Genomic DNA, 18788 nt, shown 5'->3' with positions numbered 1-18788 from the left:
TTTTCAGTTTAATTTACTCAGTTTGCTTAAACCATTTCTGGAAAATAGATTTGATTCGCTGCTTTAAAGGTATTGATATGCAAAGGAACTAAATCATCTAATTTTTGATAACCACCTGCTAAAACGAACATGATGGGTAGGTTGTATTTTTTAGCAAGTTTGAAAACCATTAAATCACGTTGATATAACATCTCTGTATCAAACCATTTAGAACCACAACGATCATTTTGGTGGCAGTCCATTCCCGCTTGATAAACGATCAGATCCGCTTGCCAATCTAAAGCATGTTCAAAGCCTTCGATGACAGCAGCGGCGTATTGTTCAAATGAACCTTTTTTATTGTGAATATGACGTGTGATGCTACGTTCGTACGTTGCACAACCAAAGGCTAAAGCATAAATACTAAAATTGAATAAATTTTCAAATCTACGTGTATATTCTGCTGTTCCATTACCACCATGTTGATCACAATCTAAAACAAAAACTTTCTTATGCGGATATTGTTGTGCAATTAAGGCAAGTCCATTAAATGTACAATAAGCATTACCATGTTCATAAACTGCATGATGAAATCCTTGCGCAATATTGGCTGCAATTCCTTCTTTAAATGCAATTTCTGTTGCTAAAAGCTGACCTGCTTGTATGGCAAAAATAGCCTCACGAAATTGTAAGCTCCACTGTTTAAAGCCTTGCATAACAGCAAGAGGCTTTTTACCTTTGACAAAAGCTTGTACATATTCAGGGTCATGAATGCCATACAAAATTTTAGGATCAATACTTTCTGGATCTACGAGTTCTGCAAGTTCGTAGACCTCAAGTTCTTGTGCTACCGCAGTCAGTTTTTCCATGCTATTCGTATGCGTTTTAGCAAAATACTGTGGTGAGTAGCAAGCTTTTAACATGATAACTCTCGATTAAATTTGATCTTGGGCAACTGAAATTAATTGCTTCAATTCTGTTGTTTCTGGGCTAAATAGTCCATTATCAACTTGTTGTTTGAAATGTGAGCTAAATGCTCTCGCTCTGTTTTGTGGTGAAATCGCCAGTGTTGTTAAGCGTAAAAACCAAAAACCTATTACATCATGTATTGAAATAATATGACCTTTGAACACTTTATTTGGACGCTTGGCAATATTCTCTTCATCATAATATACAGAAAATAAACTCCCAAGTGGAATACGAATTCCATTAATAATCAATGGGACAAGATTAATGCAAGAATGATCATCTCCCATTTTAATTTTTTCCATTAAAATAGGGCGCTCATTTTTGTCGACAAAGATATTAATATTGCCTTGACGCAGCATACGACCATGCGCAATTTTTAAGAAAAAATTCTCTGCCATTGGGCAAGAACCGACTTTAGGCTTTTCATTCAGATTTTTTAATTCAAGACAGGCAAGCTCTGCAGGGTCTTTTCTTAAAATAATATCTTCTAAAAATTGGCACAAAACTTTACTTTCTTCTTTTTCGACATGCTCATGGATATTGCGTAGTTTAGATTGAAATTCGACTTCTGTGCGTAAAGTATTGACAAAAGCATCGTCACTGTCTTGTTTGAGCTTTAAGAACTGTTGCACATCAGGATTAATATCTAAATTACGCCAAGTTTTAAGTTCTAAGCCAAATCCAAGTGCATTAGCCAGTAATGTTTTTAAACCTTTTGTGTCGTATTGATCAAAAATTTTGAAATCTTTAAAGTCAGTTTCATCCAATTCAGCATTAATAAACTCAGCAACAACACGCGTAGCTTGTGTATAACCACAACCACGACGTTCAGTTTGATGGCTAAAATGTTCATTTAACATTTCAGTTAAGTTTTTAGCCAGAGGATACAAACGCTCAGTAAAGCATTGTAAAACTTCATGATCTAAAGTGACATCATTCATATTATTCCCCAATAAAAATTTTTATCGTTTTTTAAATTATTTAGTCTTCCAACAATAATAAATTTAGATAATTTTCACAATATTTTCAGATCAGTTATTATTATTTTTGTTTGAATAAGCAACACATTAAAGATTTAATTTTTCTGATTTATTCTCAAATCATGACTATTTTTTTTTAAAGTAATAGGTTTTCATGGCGTGAAGTTGTAGATAAAGCAGTAGAAATCTCTACTGCTTTAAAGCATATTTTTTATTTTACGCTATTCAAGAAATTAAGATAAGGCTGAACCAATAATTGCTCTTGCTCCATGATCGGCATATGACCTACACCTTTTAAAATGAGAGGTTCTTTGGCATTTTTTAATAAAGATTTCAGTTCAGCCGCCGCCTCAACATTAATTACTTTATCTTGATCACCCCATGCAATAAGTACAGGTTGATCTATTGAGCGAGCAGCGAGTGCAAAAGTTTCAGGAGTATAAACTTTTGACATTAAAATTAATTGTTCTACTAATTTTGCGTTGTTGGCAGCTTGTGAAATCATCAGCTTTTCTTGAGCTTCTTTGAGTTCATTTGGAATAAAAGGTGGGAGTGTTGTTGCAATACCGAGAACTTTATCCAAATCTCCTTTTTTCGCGACAATCATGCTGCGTAATGTCGTCGGATCTTTGAGATAAGGCGTATTTGCGGATTTAAAGACCCCAGCACTATCAACTAAAAAGAGTGATTTAGTATCTACAGGATATTGTGCTGCATAAAGTAGTGCGATTGAGCCACCCATACTATGACCAGCAACATGTAAACCTTGTTCAATTTTTGCTGCTTCAGCAAAACGACGTAGTTTTTCAGTCATGTTTGGAATGGTGTAGTCAAAGTCAGCAGGTACTTTGCTATCACCTTGACCAGGTAAATCAGGAATAATCACATGATAATAAGGCGTTAAATAACGTGCTAAACGATTCCAGTTATCTCGGCTACCTGCAAGACTATGTACTAAAAGTAAAGTCGGTTTTCCAACTTGACCACCTTCACTATAAGCCCAGTCAATATCAGCGACTTTCAGTCGTTTAGATTGTAAACCTGCCCAAGCACGTTCTTGTTGTAATACACTTTGGATATCAATTGCAGCAAATGTTTGGGTAGGGATACTGACTGTTGCAGCAATACCCATACTTAATGCTGTAGAAAGCATGAGTTTACTTAAGATTCCTTTCATTTGTAGTGCTCTATGTTTTTGTTGTTAAAAGTGATTTAAGATTAGAACAGTATTTATAAAAATACATTTGCCTAAATATCCAATTAGAGTGTATTTCAGTCAATGAATGCAAAAAATCTACACAATCCAGCTCAAGAATTAGCTCAAATGATAATTGCTGTTGTGGTCTTGATTCCTTATGGTCAAGTGGCAAGCTATGGTCAGGTCGCAAAATTAGCAGGCTTACCACGACATGCTCGTTTAGTGGGGCGAGTCTTGGCACAACTAGAAACAGATCAAGATGTACCATGGCATCGTGTTATTAATTCACAAGGCAAAATGAGCCTAAACAAACTTGATGAACATGGCATGAATATTCAAGAAGCAATGCTTTTAGCAGAAGGGGTCGCAGTGATTCAGGCTAAAGTTGATCTAAAAAAATTTGGTTGGCAGCCTTAAATGAAGATTTTGAAATGAATATTTTAATTTAGTGTGTATTTTAAATAGAGTACTCAACGTCTATTTGGAGTTTTATTTATCAATGTTAAAACGAAAATAAACAATGATTAAAATGTGATTTAAAAAGCTGCTTATCTCCATCATGATGAATAAATTTCTACATAGTGCATTAATAACAATACAAAACTTCTTATTTTCTCTAATATTAGCACTAAAATTTGGTTTATGATAAATCATCTAACAAATTGCGATTGAGCAAATATATAAAAGGTGAACATATGAATATGCTTCGTAAAACCATGGGTGCAGTAACGATCAGTGCGGCGCTGTTTGCACCTGCAATGAGCACAACAGTTTTTGCTGCAACTGCTGCAACGGAGCAACAAGCAACGAGTAATTTAGTCAAACAGCTCAGTGGTATTCAAAGTTTATCTGCTAATTTTGAACAAACGACTAAGGTTACAAGTAATGGTAAAGTTGCTCAACAAAAAGGTTTGACTGCGCAACATATGAATCAAACTTTTAAAGGTGTGATGAAAGTTGCACGTCCAGGTAAGTTTTATTGGGAAACGACATCTCCAGCAAAACAAACGATTGCAACCACAGGGAAAATGGTTTGGATCTATGACCCAGATTTGCAGCAAGCTGTACGCCAAAGCTTAGATGAACAAGTTGCAAATACGCCTGCATTATTATTGTCTGGTAATACGCAGCAAATTCAGCAGGCATATCGTATTACGCAGCCTGACCAAGCAAAAACATATTACACTTTATATCCAAAAGACAAAGAAGGTGCATTCCAAAGTTTAACCATTAGCTTTGGTGCAAATAAAGCCCCTAGTCTGATGATTTTGCAGGATTCTTTAGGTCAAACAACCTATGTAAAATTTAATAATGTGAAGCTCAACCCATCATTACCTGCATCTACATTTAATTTTGCACCACCAAAAGGTACAGATATTATTGACCAGTAAAATAGAACTGATGAATAAATCTTTGCAACAAGAAAGCAGCTTTCGAGCTGCTTTTTTATGGTTATGATAGAGCGCTTTTATGATAAAAAAATTAAATAATGAAAAATTTTAAACATGAATTACATGAACAAAAGTTAGCACATCATTTTGATTTAAGTGCAGATTTGTTTTTTTGTTTCGCACGTATTGTTCAGGATTTGAGAAAGCATTATCCCTTTGGGGATGTCTTACGCTATTACCATGCCTCGTTTCAAATCAGTCAAAATCAGAGAATATGTAGCATTGTTTTGCATGTACAGGCACAGCGAGAGGGGATTTTGCAGTCTGAGATCCATTTGCATTATGATATTAACGAGCAAAAAATAGTTCATGAACAACAGCTCGAACCATTGCGGCATGAGCCAAAAATACAAGTAAATATTGTGCAAGTTGATGATTTACTTCAACTGAGTGTAGAAGCGAAAGTATTTAAATATATCGCACAGGCAAAGCATTTATTTGTGCAATGGAATGAATCCTATTATCCATTACAGTTTAATCAATTCCGTTTAACGATGTTTGAGCCAGCATCTTTTGAGTATGCATCAACGTTGATAGTACTGACGCAACCTGAGCCAATGCTATTGGAACCACATTTTAAGCAAGATCAGGAAGAGCCCCCTTTAAAGGCGTATGTCATGTTTGATATCAGTCAGCCTCCCTTTATTTTTCAACATTTTATTCAAAATAAAACGGAAGACATTATTCAACGCTTAAGTTTGCAACCCAAAGGACGCGTAAAAAGACAAAATGAAAAGCTACGTCAACAGCGGAAATAAAAAATAGGAAAACCCTCATGACTAGACATATGCATAATCCCTTTAGATGTGAAGATGGGGCAGAGGTTTATGACCTTTCAGCAGAGCTATTTTTTTGTTTGCTTCAGCTCTATCGTGATTTTTCTAATAAATGTGCAGGTTTTGAGTTAGTGGCTTACTATGAGTTGTATTTGCAAGTTTCTGAAAATAAACGTGTGTTAAATGCTTTATTTACCCCAAAATCCAATCTGAGTGCTTATTTAGAATCCTATCGTTTTGATTATGATATTGTCCATCAAAAACAGATTGATCATTTTCAACCGTCCTTTCAAGCCTTACCTGAGCCTTTGCATTTTTATCGTTTTACGGATCACTTTTCTGATTTAATCATCCCTGCAAGCATGTTAAAAAATTTATATTTAAGCTATCAAACATTTTTGCATCAAAATAAAACAGGTTTACCTTTGCGTTGGCATAGTTATAGTATGGCATTTTTAGGCAATGAGCCTTTAATGGCTGTGGCAATTTATCCTGCAAGTGATCCTGATCATTGGATGAATGGTACTTTAGGTGGTTTGGAAGGAAATGTAATTTATGATTTAAAACGAGACACGATTGTTAAATCTAATGTACGTATTTGGGGCGTGTTAAAAACCCGAAATGAAGATGAAGCAGCCGCACGAAAACGTGAAAATAAACGCTTAAACAAGAAATTAAGAAAGCAAAGTAGGCAATAATTACAATAATCAATTTCAATTTGGATGTTGTGGTTTTATGATACTTGTATCGCAATACATGTTTGAAAGACCGTATCATGCAAGTACATTTAAAGAAAACTTTGGTCGCTTCTGCACTTCTGTCCATTTTATTGGTGGTTTCAGGCTGTCAAGAAAAACCTGCTTCACAGGTAGAAGCAGCATCTACAGATCAAGCAAAAAAAATTGAAATTCCTTTGATTCAAGCAAAAATGGAGCGTGTAGCACTGCCTGAAAAACAATTTTGCGATGAAGATGGTTGTACTCAATATGATTTTCAAACGGTTAAAACGCAAGTTGCTTGGATTGATGATTATTTTTTAAATCGTATCAAAAAAGATGTCCCAAGTGCTTTTGAAAAAACTCAGAAAGAGGCAACAGCAACAAGTAATGAGGCAGCAAACAAAAAAGGACTAAGCCAAAGTTCAATTTATGTTCGTTTTATTTCTCAGCAATATAATTTAGCGACTTTTATGATCCAGTCTTATACCTACGCAGCAGGTGCAGCGCATGGCATGTATCATAATGAATATGTCACTTTTGATTTATCTAACCAAAAACGTTTGGCATTAACAGATATTTTAAAACCGAATGTTGAGGCTAAGGTGGCTGAACAATTGTATGATGCCAATGCCAATTGGTTGACGCAACACGACATTACTCGTGAAAAATTACAGCTCAGTGATAACTATTATTACGGACCCAAAGGGATTGTTTTTGTTTATCCTTTATATGAATTAGCATCTTATGCAGAAGGGATGACAGAGCTTACTTTACCTTATTTAAGTGCAAGAGATTTGGTCAAAGCTGAGTATTTACCAAGTTTACCTGTGATTGAAGCTGTCGCTGAAAAGCCTGTTGAAGCAGAATAAGCTCATTTTTCAACACAATATTTAAAATCTCTCCTGTGAATTTGCTCTGTCACTGTATTTTTTATGGTGAAGAGCTTACACTATAATCAGTTTTTTTCTCTTATTTAGATTGACTATGATCGACCCGAAATTAATCAGAAATAATATTGAGGCTGTAAATTTAGCCTTGGCAAAACGTGGTGTGCAACTCAATGTAGAGGAGTGGGCATCACTTGAAACTCGCCGTAAAGAAATTCAGTCCAAAACTGAAAATCTGCAAGCTGAGCGTAATTCGGGTGCAAAACAAGTTGGTCAAATCAAAAAAGCGGGCGGCGATGCTTCTGAAATTATGGCACGTATGTCTGCAATTGGTGATGAAATCAAAGCTGCGGAAGTTGAGTTGAATGAGCTTCAAGCTGAACTTGATGCAAAACTCATGTCTATTCCAAATATGCCACATGAATCTGTGCCTGAAGGTAAAGATGAAAGTGACAATGTGGAAATTTTAAAATGGGGCACACCACGTCAGTTTGATTTCGAAGTGAAAGACCATACCGACCTAGGCGAAATGATGGGTGGTTTGGAATTTGAAACTGCAACCAAACTTACAGGTACACGTTTTAGCGTATTAAAAGGTCCTTTAGCGCGTTTACAACGTGCATTGACGCAATTTATGCTCGATACTCATACGCTGAAAAATGGTTATACCGAAGCTTATGTGCCTTATTTGGTGAATGCTGATTCTTTACGTGGTACAGGTCAATTGCCTAAATTTGAAGAAGATTTATTCAAATTACAAGGTGAAAAGGAATATTACCTGATTCCGACAGCAGAAGTGCCTGTGACCAACTTCGTGCGTGACGAAATCATTGATCCTGAACGTTTACCTTTAAAATATTCAGCACATACGCCATGTTTCCGCAGTGAAGCAGGCTCTTATGGTCGTGATACCCGTGGTTTGATTCGTCAGCACCAATTCGACAAAGTTGAAATGGTTCAGATCGTTAAACCTGAAGATTCTATGCAAGCTTTGGAAGATTTGACAGGGCATGCAGAAGGCATTTTGCAAGCTTTAGGTTTACCGTATCGTAAAATCGTATTGTGTGGCGGTGACATGGGCTTTGGTGCATGTAAAACCTATGACTTGGAAGTTTGGGTTCCAAGTCAAAATACCTATCGTGAAATTTCTTCATGTTCAAATATGTGGGATTTCCAAGCACGTCGTATGAAAGCCCGTTACCGTGCAGACCAAAAGAAAACTGAATTTGTGCATACTTTAAATGGCTCTGGCTTGGCTGTAGGGCGTACTTTACTTGCAGTGATGGAAAATTATCAACGTGCAGATGGTTCAATTGAAATTCCTGAAGTTTTACGTCCATATATGGGCGGAGTCAGCTTTATTGATTAATCATCAGTTCAGCATTTAGATTTAAAATAGAATAAGCCAAATTTGATATTTGGCTTATTTTTTATCCTTAACATAAATCGTGTAATCAGTTGAGTTTGGATTTGAGATGGATGTCTTAATTTATAATGAATTAGCAAATCAAAAAATTGTGGGTTTAGATAAGCTCATCGCCTACCTGCAAGCGGATAATTTTAAATCCGCAGAAGTCAAAAAAATTCAGTCAAATTTATATCGTGCCAAACTGAACCGCAGTGATCGTATTTTATTTTCAATTTATCAATATCAACAAAAAAATTATATTTTAATCTTAGAATATTTAAAAAATCATGATTATCAAGGCTCGCGTTTTTTAAATGAAGACATCCACATCAATGAAGCTGAAATTCCTGATGTTGAGTCTATCGATGAAATGGAAGCGCAGGAACAATTGGTGTATATCAATGCCAATAACCCCAATTTTGTCTATTTAAATAAATTTATTTCATTTGATGATGTGCAGCAGCATATTTATAAACAATATCCGCCTTTGGTGATTATTGGTTCAGCAGGCAGCGGTAAGACTGCGATTTTATTGGAAAAAATGAAGCAATTGGAAGGGCAGATTTTATATGTCACTTTATCTTCATTTTTAGTGAAAAACTCACGTGAGTTGTATTATTCTGATCAATATTATAATGATCGACAATTGGTTGATTTTTATTCTTATCAGGACTTTATTGAAAGTATTGCAATTCCTGAACATGCTTTTGCAGATATTGAATTTTTTAGAACATGGTATAAGGCACATTATAAAAATAGCTTCAATGCACACAGTATTTATGAAGAATTTAAAGGTGTATTGACGGGTGCAATGACAGATCAGGCTTATTTGTCTGAACAGGATTATTTAAATCTTGGGATTAAACAATCGATATTCAGTGTTGAGGAGAGGACTGAAGTTTATCGAATTTTTCAGCATTATTTGACTGAACTTGAGAAAAATAATTTATCGGATATTAATATTTTAAGCTTCGAATATCTGCAAAAAGTCAAAGCTGCTTATGATTATGTGGTGATTGATGAAGTGCAGGATATTACGGCAATTCAACTCTATTTGATTTTAAATAGCCTAAGTGATAAGGGGCTATTTTTAATGTGTGGAGATGCCAATCAAATTGTGCATCCAAATTTTTTCTCTTGGGCAAAGGTAAAAAGTCTGTTTCATCGTCATGAAGAGCTGCATCATGGCATGGAAATTACCCATATATTGCAACACAATTATCGTAATGCGCAGCGAATTACCGAAATTTCCAATCGGGTTTTATTGTTAAAAAATGCTCGATTTGGCTCGATTGATAAAGAAAGTCATTATTTAGTACAAAGTAATGCAGATATACAGGGCGGTGTTTATTTTCTAAAAAACCGACCTGACATTTTGCATGAGCTGGATCAAAAAACTGCGGTATCCACACAGTTTGCGGTCATCGTGATGCATGAAGAACAAAAGAAAACCGCACAGCGTGTTTTTAAAACGCCATTGGTCTTTGCAATTCAGGAAGCCAAAGGCTTAGAGTACCAAAACATTATTTTATATAATTTTGTCAGTCAGTCTGCAGTACATTTTACTGAAATATGCAGTGAGATTTCATTGCAGGATCTGCAAAGTGATTTTGTCTATGCACGTAATAAAGACAAAGCGGATAAATCACTTGAAATTTATAAATTTTATATCAATGCCCTATATGTTGGATTAACACGGGCAATGTCTAATATTTATTGGGTGGAACAGCAAGATCAGCATCAGATTTTTCATTTGCTGGGTATGGATCAGGCTGCGGAAGTGCTTGACCTACAAGACCAACAATCAAGTTTAAAAGAGTGGCAAAAAGAAGCGCAGAAGCTCGAACTGCAAGGTAAAAAAGAACAGGCAGAGCGGATTCGTCGTGAGATTTTAAAAGAAGAATCACCGAATTGGGTGGTATTAAAAGACAGTGAACTGCGACATTTAGAACATCGGGCATTGCAAGACAAAGATAAAAAATCTCAATTGGCTTTATTTGAATATGCCGTGGTTTATCAGCATCAGGCGTATTTAATTCAATTGGCAAAAATCGGATTTAAGCCTGCAATCAGTGTTTTTAATATGCGTCATGAAGTGGTAGCACATAAAGCTGAGCAGGGTATTTTGTCTAAATACTATATGAATTATCAGGTGAAACATCCGACCGCATTGCTGAAAAAGATTGAAAAATTTGGGATTAATCATCGCAATGAGTTTAACCAAACACCATTAATGGCAGCCGTTTGGGTGGGAAATACCGCATTTTATCAGCAACTTATACAGGATGGTGCAGATGTAGATTTGCTTGATGGGCAAGGTTTAAATGTTTTACAAATTGCACTGCAACGTGTCACCACACAGCCTAAGTATGCAGCCAACTTGACTGACATTGCAGCACATTTACCGCAAGACAGCATTGTTTTACAAATCAGCCAACGCTTATTTAAACTGGAAGCACATCATGCTGAATATATGATTTTTCAGTTTATGTACGTGATGAGTATGATTCAGGGTTATCAGCGCTATGCGCGTTATGAAAAGGGTTTTGACAGTGCTTTATTGCTGGAAATGCTGGAAAAAATATCTGGTACGTTATTTGCTAAAAAGAAATTAAAGCGAAGTTATATCAGTTCACTTTTGTCTAAAAACGAAACAACAGGCAGTGACAAATATAACAAGCACTTATTTATACGAACAGGGCATGGGCAATATTTGCTGAATCCCGAATTGGTCATCAAAGTCAATGGGGAATGGCAGCCGATTTATCAAAGTATGAATGTGCAACGGGTTGATTTTTATATGGATGAACCTGAAGTGCCTGAACTGGCAAATAATCAGCATTGGCAAGATAGATTAAAACAGATCAATCAGTTTAATCGAAATCGTACATTGGCTTTTTTTGATGTTATTGGTCGTAAAGATGGTGCTAAAATTGAAACCGAATTGTAAAGGTGCGTAGTGTGGATATTTTCCCAATTTCATTAAAATTACAGCAACAGCCCTGTTTGTTGGTGGGTGGTGGTCATATTGCCTATCGAAAAGCAGTGCTTTTGGCAAAATCTGGGGCAATCATTCATGTGCTTGCACCTGAAATTGAGCAGGATTTATTGCAAATCGTGCATTCAACTCAGGGGCAATATCATGCTGAAAAGTTTAATGCACAAATTAGCCTAAGCAATTTTAGGTTGGTGATTGCAGCAACCAATGACAAAGCAGTCAATCAAGCCGTGTTTGAAGCGTGTGAAGTGTTAAATGTATTGGTGAATAGTGTGGATGATCCACCGCATTGCCGTTTTATGGTGCCTGCGATGATTGATCGTTCACCCTTGGTGGTGTCGATTGCGACCAATGGCGCTTCACCTGTATTATCTCGTCAGATTCGTACACAATTGGAAGCATCCATTCCACATGGCATGGGAAAACTCGCTGATTTTTCAGGAAAATGGCGCAAGATTGTAAAGGAAAAAATCAGTAATCCTGATGAGCGCCGTATTTTTTGGGAAGATTTATACGCAAGTCCTCTGAAAGAACAAGTATTCAATGACAATCTGAATGAGGCGGATCGCTTAATTGAGCAAGCATTAAACGAATGGCAAAAGCCAAAAGGTGAAGTTTATTTAGTAGGGGCAGGACCGGGTGATCCTGAATTACTGACTTTAAAAGCACTGCGTTTAATGCAACAAGCGGATGTAGTGATTTATGATCGCTTGGTTTCACCTGCCATTATGGAACTGTGTCGCCGTGATGCAGAAAAAATCTATGTGGGTAAAGCACGTTCAAATCATTCCGTTCCTCAAGATGGGATTAATGCTTTATTGGTGAAGTATGCAGCCGAAGGCAAACGTGTTTGTCGTTTAAAGGGTGGTGATCCTTTCATCTTTGGGCGTGGTGGTGAAGAAATTCAGGAATTGTTCGAAGCGGGCATTACCTTTCAGGTTGTGCCGGGAATCACCGCAGCATCAGGCTGTTCGGCTTATGCAGGCATTCCACTCACCCATCGTGATTATGCCCAAAGTGTACGTTTTCTGACAGGACATCTGAAAGAAGGCTCACCTGAGTTGCCTTGGAGTGAGTTGGTTTATGAGCATCAAACCTTAGTTTTGTATATGGGTTTGGTGGGCTTGGAGCAAATTTGTGAAAAATTAATCATGCATGGTCAGCGTCCTGACATGCCTGTGGCTTTAATTTCCAAAGGGACTACCCCTGAGCAAAAAGTCGTGATCGGGACTTTGGCTGATATTGCTTCTAAAGTGGAAGAACATCAGATTCAAGCACCGACTTTAACCATTATTGGTGAAGTGGTGAGTTTACGTGAACAGTTAAAATGGCAATAGAATCTCCCCCAACCCCTCTTTAAAAAGAGGGGAGTTCCTTCCTTTGACAAAGGGAGGTCAGGAGGGATTATGAGAAGTTGAGAAAATTTGTGATACATGTTGTTTTATTTGAGCCCGAAATTCCTGCAAATACAGGAAATATCATTCGTTTATGTGCTAATACAGGCGCGCAATTACATTTGGTCAAACCTTTGGGTTTTGAGCTGGATGATAAAAAATTACGCCGTGCGGGATTGGATTATCACGAATGGGCACACATGAAAGTCTGGGAAAATTTTGAACAATGTCTGGCACATCTGGCTGAGCAAGGCATTGAACGTGATGCGATTTATCCATTAACCACCAAAGGTTTTGAAACACCGCATACCTCAGATTTAAACCGTCCTGTGGCGTTGTTGATGGGTCCTGAAACCCGTGGTTTACCTGAACATGTCCGTTTGATGTTTCCTGAACAGCATTGGATCCGTTTACCAATGGCGCCAAATTCGCGTAGTTTGAACTTATCCAATGCCACGGCGGTGATTTTGTACGAAGCTTGGCGTCAGCAAGGTTTTCAGGAATTGAAATAGTCTAAAAAGTCTTCAGTTTTTAGATTTAAACCCATCCTCAAGATGGGTTTTTTTATTTGGGTTGTGATAATTCGGTTGCTGGCAAGATTGTTTAGTCAGCCATCAATTGCTCTTGAGTATTTTCCATCAATTGTTGTTGATCAAAATGCTGTTGGGCTGAAAGGACATGCTGCATATTGGCTTCTGCCCAATGTTTAAATGATAACGCTGTTTTGGAAAATTCAAAACCCAATGCACTCAAGCTATATTGAACCCGAATAGGGCGAGTGTCCAAAATTTCACGAAGAATAAAACCATCACGTTCTAATATTTTTAATTTATGTGATAAGACTTTTGGGGAAATGCCTAAGATTTTCTTTTTTAAACCATTGAAATGTTCAGGTTGATGATGCAGGGTGTCTAAAATAAACAAGATCCATTTATCCGCCATATTTTCAAAAAATAAGCGTGAAGGGCAGTTAGGATGATAAATATTGAAGTTAGGGCGATTGTTCATATTTAGTAACCAAAATGCTTTTTTGCAGCATATCATAATAGTTACTTTTAGGTAACTAATTGACAGCTAGTATCAAAAATATATTATACAAGGTATGTTCAATGATGATGGAAATAAAAATGTCTAAAGTTGCTGTGGTGTATTATTCTGGCTATGGTCATACCAAAGTGATTGCTGAAACTTTTGCCAATGAAATTAATGCTCAACTGGTTGCAATTGATCAGGAAGGTAATATTCAGGAGCAAGATTGGGATACTTTAAATGCCGCTGATGCGATTGTCTTTGGTGCTCCAACCTATATGGGCGGTGTGCCTTGGCAGTTCAAAAAATTTGCAGATGCAACATCGAAAATCTGGTTTACTCGTGGCTGGACAAACAAAGTATTTGCAGGGTTTACCAACAGCGCAAGCTTTAATGGTGATAAGCAAGTGACGTTGATTTATTTACAAACTTTGGCATCTCAACATGGTGGAATCTGGGTGAGCTTAGGTCTGGCACCTGCAAATACCAAAGCAGCAACTCGTCAGGATATTAACAATCTGGGTGGTTCTGTAGGTTTATTGGTACAGTCGCCTGCGGACGCAAGTGTCGATGAAATTCCATCGGGTGATTTGGATACAGCAAAAAGTTTTGCCAAACGTGTTCAGGAAATTACCGATAAATTTGTTGCTTAATCAGCTGATCAACAGATAAAACAAAAGGCGCATAAAGCGCCTTTTGTCATGAATGAACAATCAATGTAAATTATTCATGTTCATTATGTTGTGGTGCAGGATAGCGGAAACCACGTGTTTTATACGCCAGATAACCGACACCAATCGCAGCCCAAATCAGACCAATTTTAAGTGCAGTTTGATCAATCTCAAGCCACATCATAAACACACTGGCAAAACCGAGCAGTGGAATCACGATATAACTTAAAATATCTTTGATATTTTTGGTACGACCATCACGCAATGCATAACGTGAAATCACAGAGAAGTTCACAAAACTGAATGCAGTCAAAGCACCGAAACTGATTAAGTTAGCAATGTGTTCAAAATCAAGGAAACCGGCAGTCAAGGCAACCACACCTACAATTAAAATATTGTAAGTCGGGGTAAACAGTTTTGGACTGATATGACCAAAGATTTTCTTGTTGATCACGCCATCACGACCCATCACATACATCAAGCGTGAGACACCTGCATGTGCAGAAATACCAGAAGCCATAACAGTCACGATTGCAAAATACAAGATCACGGTCTGGAAGGTAATTCCCCCGATTGCCAATAATATTTCAGGTTGAGTTTCATCAATCTTTTTGAAATATTGAGCCGGATCACTCGGGAAGTAAATCTGCATGAAATAGGTGCTGATAATGAAAATGACACCTGCGATTAAAGCGGTTAAGAAAATCGCTTTAGGCAAGGTTTTTTCAGTATCTTTGGTTTCTTCAGCAAGTGATGATAAAGCATCAAAGCCTGTGAACGAGAAACATAAAATCGTTGCACCTGTGATCAGCGCACCAACAGACGTCATTTCATTCCAGAACGGGGCCATGCTCCATAATTGATATTTTGCACCATCCAGACTGCCATCGGCGTTCATACCTTGAGTCAATAATACATAGACTTTATAGGTAAAGAATAAGATCACACCAACCTGAATAAACACAATAGTACTGTTCAGTCGTGCAACAAAACGTGCGCCAAATAAGTTGACCACCGTCATCAGAATGGTCAAACCGACAATCCAGATCCAGTTGTTGACTTCTGGGAACAGCGCTCTGAGGTAAATATCAGCAAGAATAATATTGACCAAAGGCGATAATATATAGTCTAACCATGACGACCAACCGACCATAAAGCCGACATTGGGATGAATGGATTTTTGTGCATAGGTATATGCAGATCCTGCGGAAGGATAGCGTTTAATCATATGACCATAACTTACAGACGTAAATAAGATCGCAATTAACGCAAATATATAGGAGGTCGGAACGTGACCTTGACTATCTTGAGATACCAGACCAAAAGTATCAAATACAGTCATAGGTTGAATGTAGGCCAAACCAATAATGATAATGTGCCAAAGCACAAGGTTTTTTTGCAGTTTAGCTGCCGGTTGAGTCCCAGAGATATTTGTCAACGGCGTTATCCTCTTAATCTTTGATCAAGGATCAGTCATCTATCTAAGGATCGTTTGAGACGAACGATCCCCCCTACGAATAAAACAAAAGTGCGCCAATCTACTCTATATCAGCAGCACTTGTCAGTAACTTTGTTAGTTTTTTTAGCAAAAAATAAGCCATCTTGATCAAAAAATAAGTGACTTGGATTTATGCATGATAAAAGCCCGACACTTGCAAAAAGTATCAGGCTATTCATGAAACCATATTGGCTTATTTTTAAACAATTACCAAGCTTTTTCTAAGATGGATTTTAAGTCTTTGAAAGTGGCTTCTTTTGGGTTAAAAATGATAGAACCATCATTGAGTGCTTTGTCTGCAATCTCATCAAACTGTGCTTGAGTAACTTTACCTGTTTCACTCAAGGTGCGTGGTAATTTAGTCAAGCTATAAATACGATCACGCATGGTATTGAGGAAAGCAATTGCTTTTTCAGCGCGTTGATTTGCAGGCGTCTGTGCATAAATGTCTGCACCTGCAAGTGGCAATAATAAGTCCGCGATTTTATCGCCATTGACATCTTTGTTGTAATTTAGAACGTATGGTAAGAATAAGTTCATGCATAAACCATGTGGCAGATGCGCTACAGCACCTAAAGCATGCCCAAGTGAATGAACTATACCCACCATCGAGTTGGAAAATGCAATTCCTGCCATGGTTGAAGCTTGTGCAAGTTCTAAACGAGCATCAGCATTATTTGGATCATCTAAAACTTGGAATAAGTTTGTGCTGATTTTTTTAATCGCTGCGGTAGCATAAGCATCGGAAATAGGATTTGCTGCAATACAGGTATAAGCTTCAATCGCATGGGTCATTGCATCCATGGCGGTCATCGCGGTTAAATGCGGTGGCAAAGTCAATGTCATACGTGGGTCAAGAATAGCCGCATTTGGCATCAAATAATTTGAGGCGAAAGCAAGTTTTACATTTTTTTGCGTGTCTGAAATCACCGCAGCCAAAGTCACTTCAGAACCTGTACCTGATGTTGTTGGAATCACGAAAAATGGTTTAAGTGGACGCGGTAAATTATGTGCACCTGAATATTGCGTGAGATCATCACCACCTTCAGTCACCAAAATATTAGATGCTTTAGCTGTGTCAATAACTGAGCCACCACCAACGGCAATGATCGCATCGCAGTGATTTGCACGATAAGCCTGTGCAACAGCACGTACAGTTTCCAGACTTGAATCTGGTGGTACATCATCAAAAATTAATCCGATTTCAATCTCAGTTGACTCAAAAGCAGCTTCAATCGGTGCCAGTAGATTGTTGGCACGCACGCCTTTATCGGTGATGATCATTGGGCGTTTAGCACCTAATGATATGAGTTCAAAAGGAATATGTTCCAGTGCAGCATGACCAGCGATCACTTTTACAGGACAGAAAAATTCGTAATATGCTTTAGCCATGTGTTATGCACTCCCTTTTAAATATGATTGGGCAACTTTAAGGTAAATATTTGCTGCGCCTGTTAATTTTTCTTTTAAGCTTAATTCGGTTGGATATTGTTTGACTGCCAATTCAGCAACCAATTTTGGTAAAATCAATGCTTCCATTTTATTTAAGCAACGTACTAAGCGAATAGCATAAGAAACATCACCATCTGCAATCATACGGTCATTGGCAAAAGCTTGTGCTGTACTTTCTTGGAAAGAAAACACCAAAAAGGCATGATATTGATGCTTAAAAATAATCGCAAGATCAGGTTTATGATCTAGAGATTTGAGTAACTCGAGTTGATGCTGTTCATTGACTTTAGCAATAAATGAAGCGCCATTTGGAAATACTTTCATTGATAAAGTGAAACCAACAGGAAGTGCAGAAACCTCATGTTTAATTTCATCATCAACTTGGCTCGCCATGACCAAGCCTCTGCCAATCACATCCATCATGAGTTTGACATAAGCTTGTTCTAAAGCGGGTTTTACAGATTTACTAGAAATCACTCGCTTATTCCTTCATTGAGTTCATATTTATAATTTAGAGTAATTACTCTAATTTGTTTTTATTGAAAAAGAAAGCCCCTTTAGTGCGAAATGACTTTAACGTCATTAAAAAAGCCACTTTCCCTGAGGTAAAGTGTAACATCTTGTGCTAGTTGATTGAAATTTGGATAATTTTCAACAAGATCACAAATGCGAACCATCTCTAAGCCTGCATAGCCACACGGGTTAATGGTATGAAAACCATCAAGGTTACAGTCAATATTAAGCGCCAAACCGTGATAGCTACGTCCTTTACGGATTTTGAAACCTAAAGAGCCAATTTTACGTTCATCGACATAGACACCTGGTGCATCGGGTTTTGCATAAGCCTGTACACCATATTTTTTGAGTAGATCAATCATCAGGTTTTCTGCGTAGCTGACTAAGGTGCGTACATTCCACTTTAAGCGATTTAAGTCAAACATAAAATAAATCACCATTTGTCCAGGTCCATGCCAAGTGACTTGCCCACCACGATCTGATTGTACTACAGGTATATGGCTTGGAATCAAAATATGTTCAGGCTTTCCAGCTTGTCCTTGAGTGAGTACATCAGGATGTTGCAGTATCCACAATTGATCAAGAGAGTTTTCATCACGTTGTTCTGTATATGTTTTCATTTCCTGAAAACGATCTGAATAGGGCGTTAAATCAGTGTACTGGCGGATGATGAGTTGTGGTTTTGAAGCAACATCAGTCACGGTAGACATGTCCTTTTTAGTTGGCTATGACAAGAGTATAACGTGATTTTGTTAGATAGAAATGTTCTGATGAAATATTAATGAGCGTAAAAATGATTTTGATTTTGTGATATTGAAAAATAAAATTTGATCTATAAAAAAACACGCCAAGAGACGTGTTTT

General features: G+C 37.4%; 18 protein-coding genes. 10 read left to right on the top strand and 8 right to left on the bottom strand.

Annotation, left to right across the window (positions count from 1 at the left end; translation table 11 throughout):
* Positions 1-26: 26 nt before the first annotated feature.
* The 3 genes from HX005_RS05395 to HX005_RS05385 all read right to left on the bottom strand — a co-directional run bounded on the left by HX005_RS05395 (position 27) and on the right by HX005_RS05385 (position 3105).
* A complete protein-coding gene (locus tag HX005_RS05395) occupies positions 27-902 on the bottom strand; it encodes an arginase family protein (RefSeq protein ID WP_107006421.1) in 876 nt (291 codons plus the stop codon).
* Positions 903-914: 12 nt separating this feature from the next.
* Positions 915-1889 (bottom strand): hypothetical protein, encoded by a 975-nt coding sequence (locus HX005_RS05390; RefSeq protein ID WP_286376561.1) that lies wholly within the window; start codon positions 1887-1889, stop codon positions 915-917.
* Positions 1890-2139: 250 nt separating this feature from the next.
* A complete protein-coding gene (locus tag HX005_RS05385) occupies positions 2140-3105 on the bottom strand; it encodes an alpha/beta fold hydrolase (RefSeq protein WP_286376560.1) in 966 nt (321 codons plus the stop codon).
* A 102-nt stretch (positions 3106-3207) separates the two neighbouring features.
* On the opposite strand from HX005_RS05385, the gene HX005_RS05380 reads away from it, so the two are divergent.
* From HX005_RS05380 to HX005_RS05340, 9 genes are all read left to right on the top strand, one after another.
* Positions 3208-3543 (top strand): MGMT family protein, encoded by a 336-nt coding sequence (locus HX005_RS05380; protein WP_107006424.1) that lies wholly within the window; start codon positions 3208-3210, stop codon positions 3541-3543.
* 278 nt (positions 3544-3821) lie between these two features.
* Complete coding sequence (gene lolA / locus HX005_RS05375; RefSeq protein WP_107006425.1) at positions 3822-4517, top strand: outer membrane lipoprotein periplasmic chaperone LolA; 696 nt, start codon at positions 3822-3824, stop codon at positions 4515-4517.
* 98 nt (positions 4518-4615) lie between these two features.
* Complete coding sequence (locus HX005_RS05370) at positions 4616-5335, top strand: hypothetical protein (RefSeq protein ID WP_286376559.1); 720 nt, start codon at positions 4616-4618, stop codon at positions 5333-5335.
* A gap of 17 nt (positions 5336-5352) precedes the next feature.
* Positions 5353-6051 (top strand): hypothetical protein, encoded by a 699-nt coding sequence (locus tag HX005_RS05365; RefSeq protein WP_286376558.1) that lies wholly within the window; start codon positions 5353-5355, stop codon positions 6049-6051.
* 77 nt (positions 6052-6128) lie between these two features.
* Positions 6129-6941: an RsiV family protein gene (locus HX005_RS05360; protein WP_286376557.1), complete on the top strand. Its 813-nt coding sequence runs from the start codon at positions 6129-6131 to the stop codon at positions 6939-6941.
* Between the two features lie 115 nt (positions 6942-7056).
* Complete coding sequence (gene serS / locus HX005_RS05355) at positions 7057-8328, top strand: serine--tRNA ligase (RefSeq protein ID WP_286376556.1); 1272 nt, start codon at positions 7057-7059, stop codon at positions 8326-8328.
* A gap of 106 nt (positions 8329-8434) precedes the next feature.
* Positions 8435-11317 (top strand): UvrD-helicase domain-containing protein, encoded by a 2883-nt coding sequence (locus HX005_RS05350; protein ID WP_286376555.1) that lies wholly within the window; start codon positions 8435-8437, stop codon positions 11315-11317.
* An 11-nt stretch (positions 11318-11328) separates the two neighbouring features.
* Positions 11329-12702, top strand: a complete 1374-nt coding sequence (cysG, locus tag HX005_RS05345; protein ID WP_286376554.1) for a siroheme synthase CysG — start codon at positions 11329-11331, stop codon at positions 12700-12702.
* An 89-nt stretch (positions 12703-12791) separates the two neighbouring features.
* Complete coding sequence (locus HX005_RS05340; RefSeq protein WP_286376553.1) at positions 12792-13271, top strand: tRNA (cytidine(34)-2'-O)-methyltransferase; 480 nt, start codon at positions 12792-12794, stop codon at positions 13269-13271.
* A gap of 91 nt (positions 13272-13362) precedes the next feature.
* On the opposite strand, the gene HX005_RS05335 is transcribed toward HX005_RS05340, so the two are convergent.
* Positions 13363-13767 carry a winged helix-turn-helix transcriptional regulator gene (locus HX005_RS05335; RefSeq protein WP_286376552.1) on the bottom strand — a complete coding sequence of 135 codons (405 nt, stop codon included), beginning with the start codon at positions 13765-13767 and terminating at the stop codon, positions 13363-13365.
* 119 nt (positions 13768-13886) lie between these two features.
* On the opposite strand from HX005_RS05335, the gene HX005_RS05330 reads away from it, so the two are divergent.
* Positions 13887-14441 (top strand): flavodoxin family protein, encoded by a 555-nt coding sequence (locus HX005_RS05330; protein ID WP_502872720.1) that lies wholly within the window; start codon positions 13887-13889, stop codon positions 14439-14441.
* Between the two features lie 70 nt (positions 14442-14511).
* On the opposite strand, the gene HX005_RS05325 is transcribed toward HX005_RS05330, so the two are convergent.
* The 4 genes from HX005_RS05325 to lipB all read right to left on the bottom strand — a co-directional run bounded on the left by HX005_RS05325 (position 14512) and on the right by lipB (position 18635).
* Positions 14512-15897 (bottom strand): APC family permease, encoded by a 1386-nt coding sequence (locus HX005_RS05325; protein WP_286376551.1) that lies wholly within the window; start codon positions 15895-15897, stop codon positions 14512-14514.
* A 267-nt stretch (positions 15898-16164) separates the two neighbouring features.
* Positions 16165-17349, bottom strand: a complete 1185-nt coding sequence (locus tag HX005_RS05320) for an iron-containing alcohol dehydrogenase (RefSeq protein ID WP_107006436.1) — start codon at positions 17347-17349, stop codon at positions 16165-16167.
* 3 nt (positions 17350-17352) lie between these two features.
* The gene (locus tag HX005_RS05315; protein ID WP_107006437.1) at positions 17353-17886 is read right to left on the bottom strand and encodes a hypothetical protein; all 534 of its coding nucleotides are present in this window, start codon (positions 17884-17886) and stop codon (positions 17353-17355) included.
* An 80-nt stretch (positions 17887-17966) separates the two neighbouring features.
* On the bottom strand, positions 17967-18635 hold the full coding sequence (gene lipB / locus HX005_RS05310; RefSeq protein WP_286376550.1) for a lipoyl(octanoyl) transferase LipB: 669 nt from the start codon (positions 18633-18635) through the stop codon (positions 17967-17969).
* Between the last annotated feature and the right edge of the window lie 153 nt (positions 18636-18788).

Origin of the sequence: Acinetobacter sp. R933-2 (genome assembly GCF_030325485.1) — a bacterium.
Taxonomy (GTDB): Bacteria; Pseudomonadota; Gammaproteobacteria; order Pseudomonadales; family Moraxellaceae; genus Acinetobacter; species Acinetobacter sichuanensis.
Note: the sequence above shows the minus strand (reverse complement) of the source record. Positions and strands in the feature narration are given on the sequence as shown.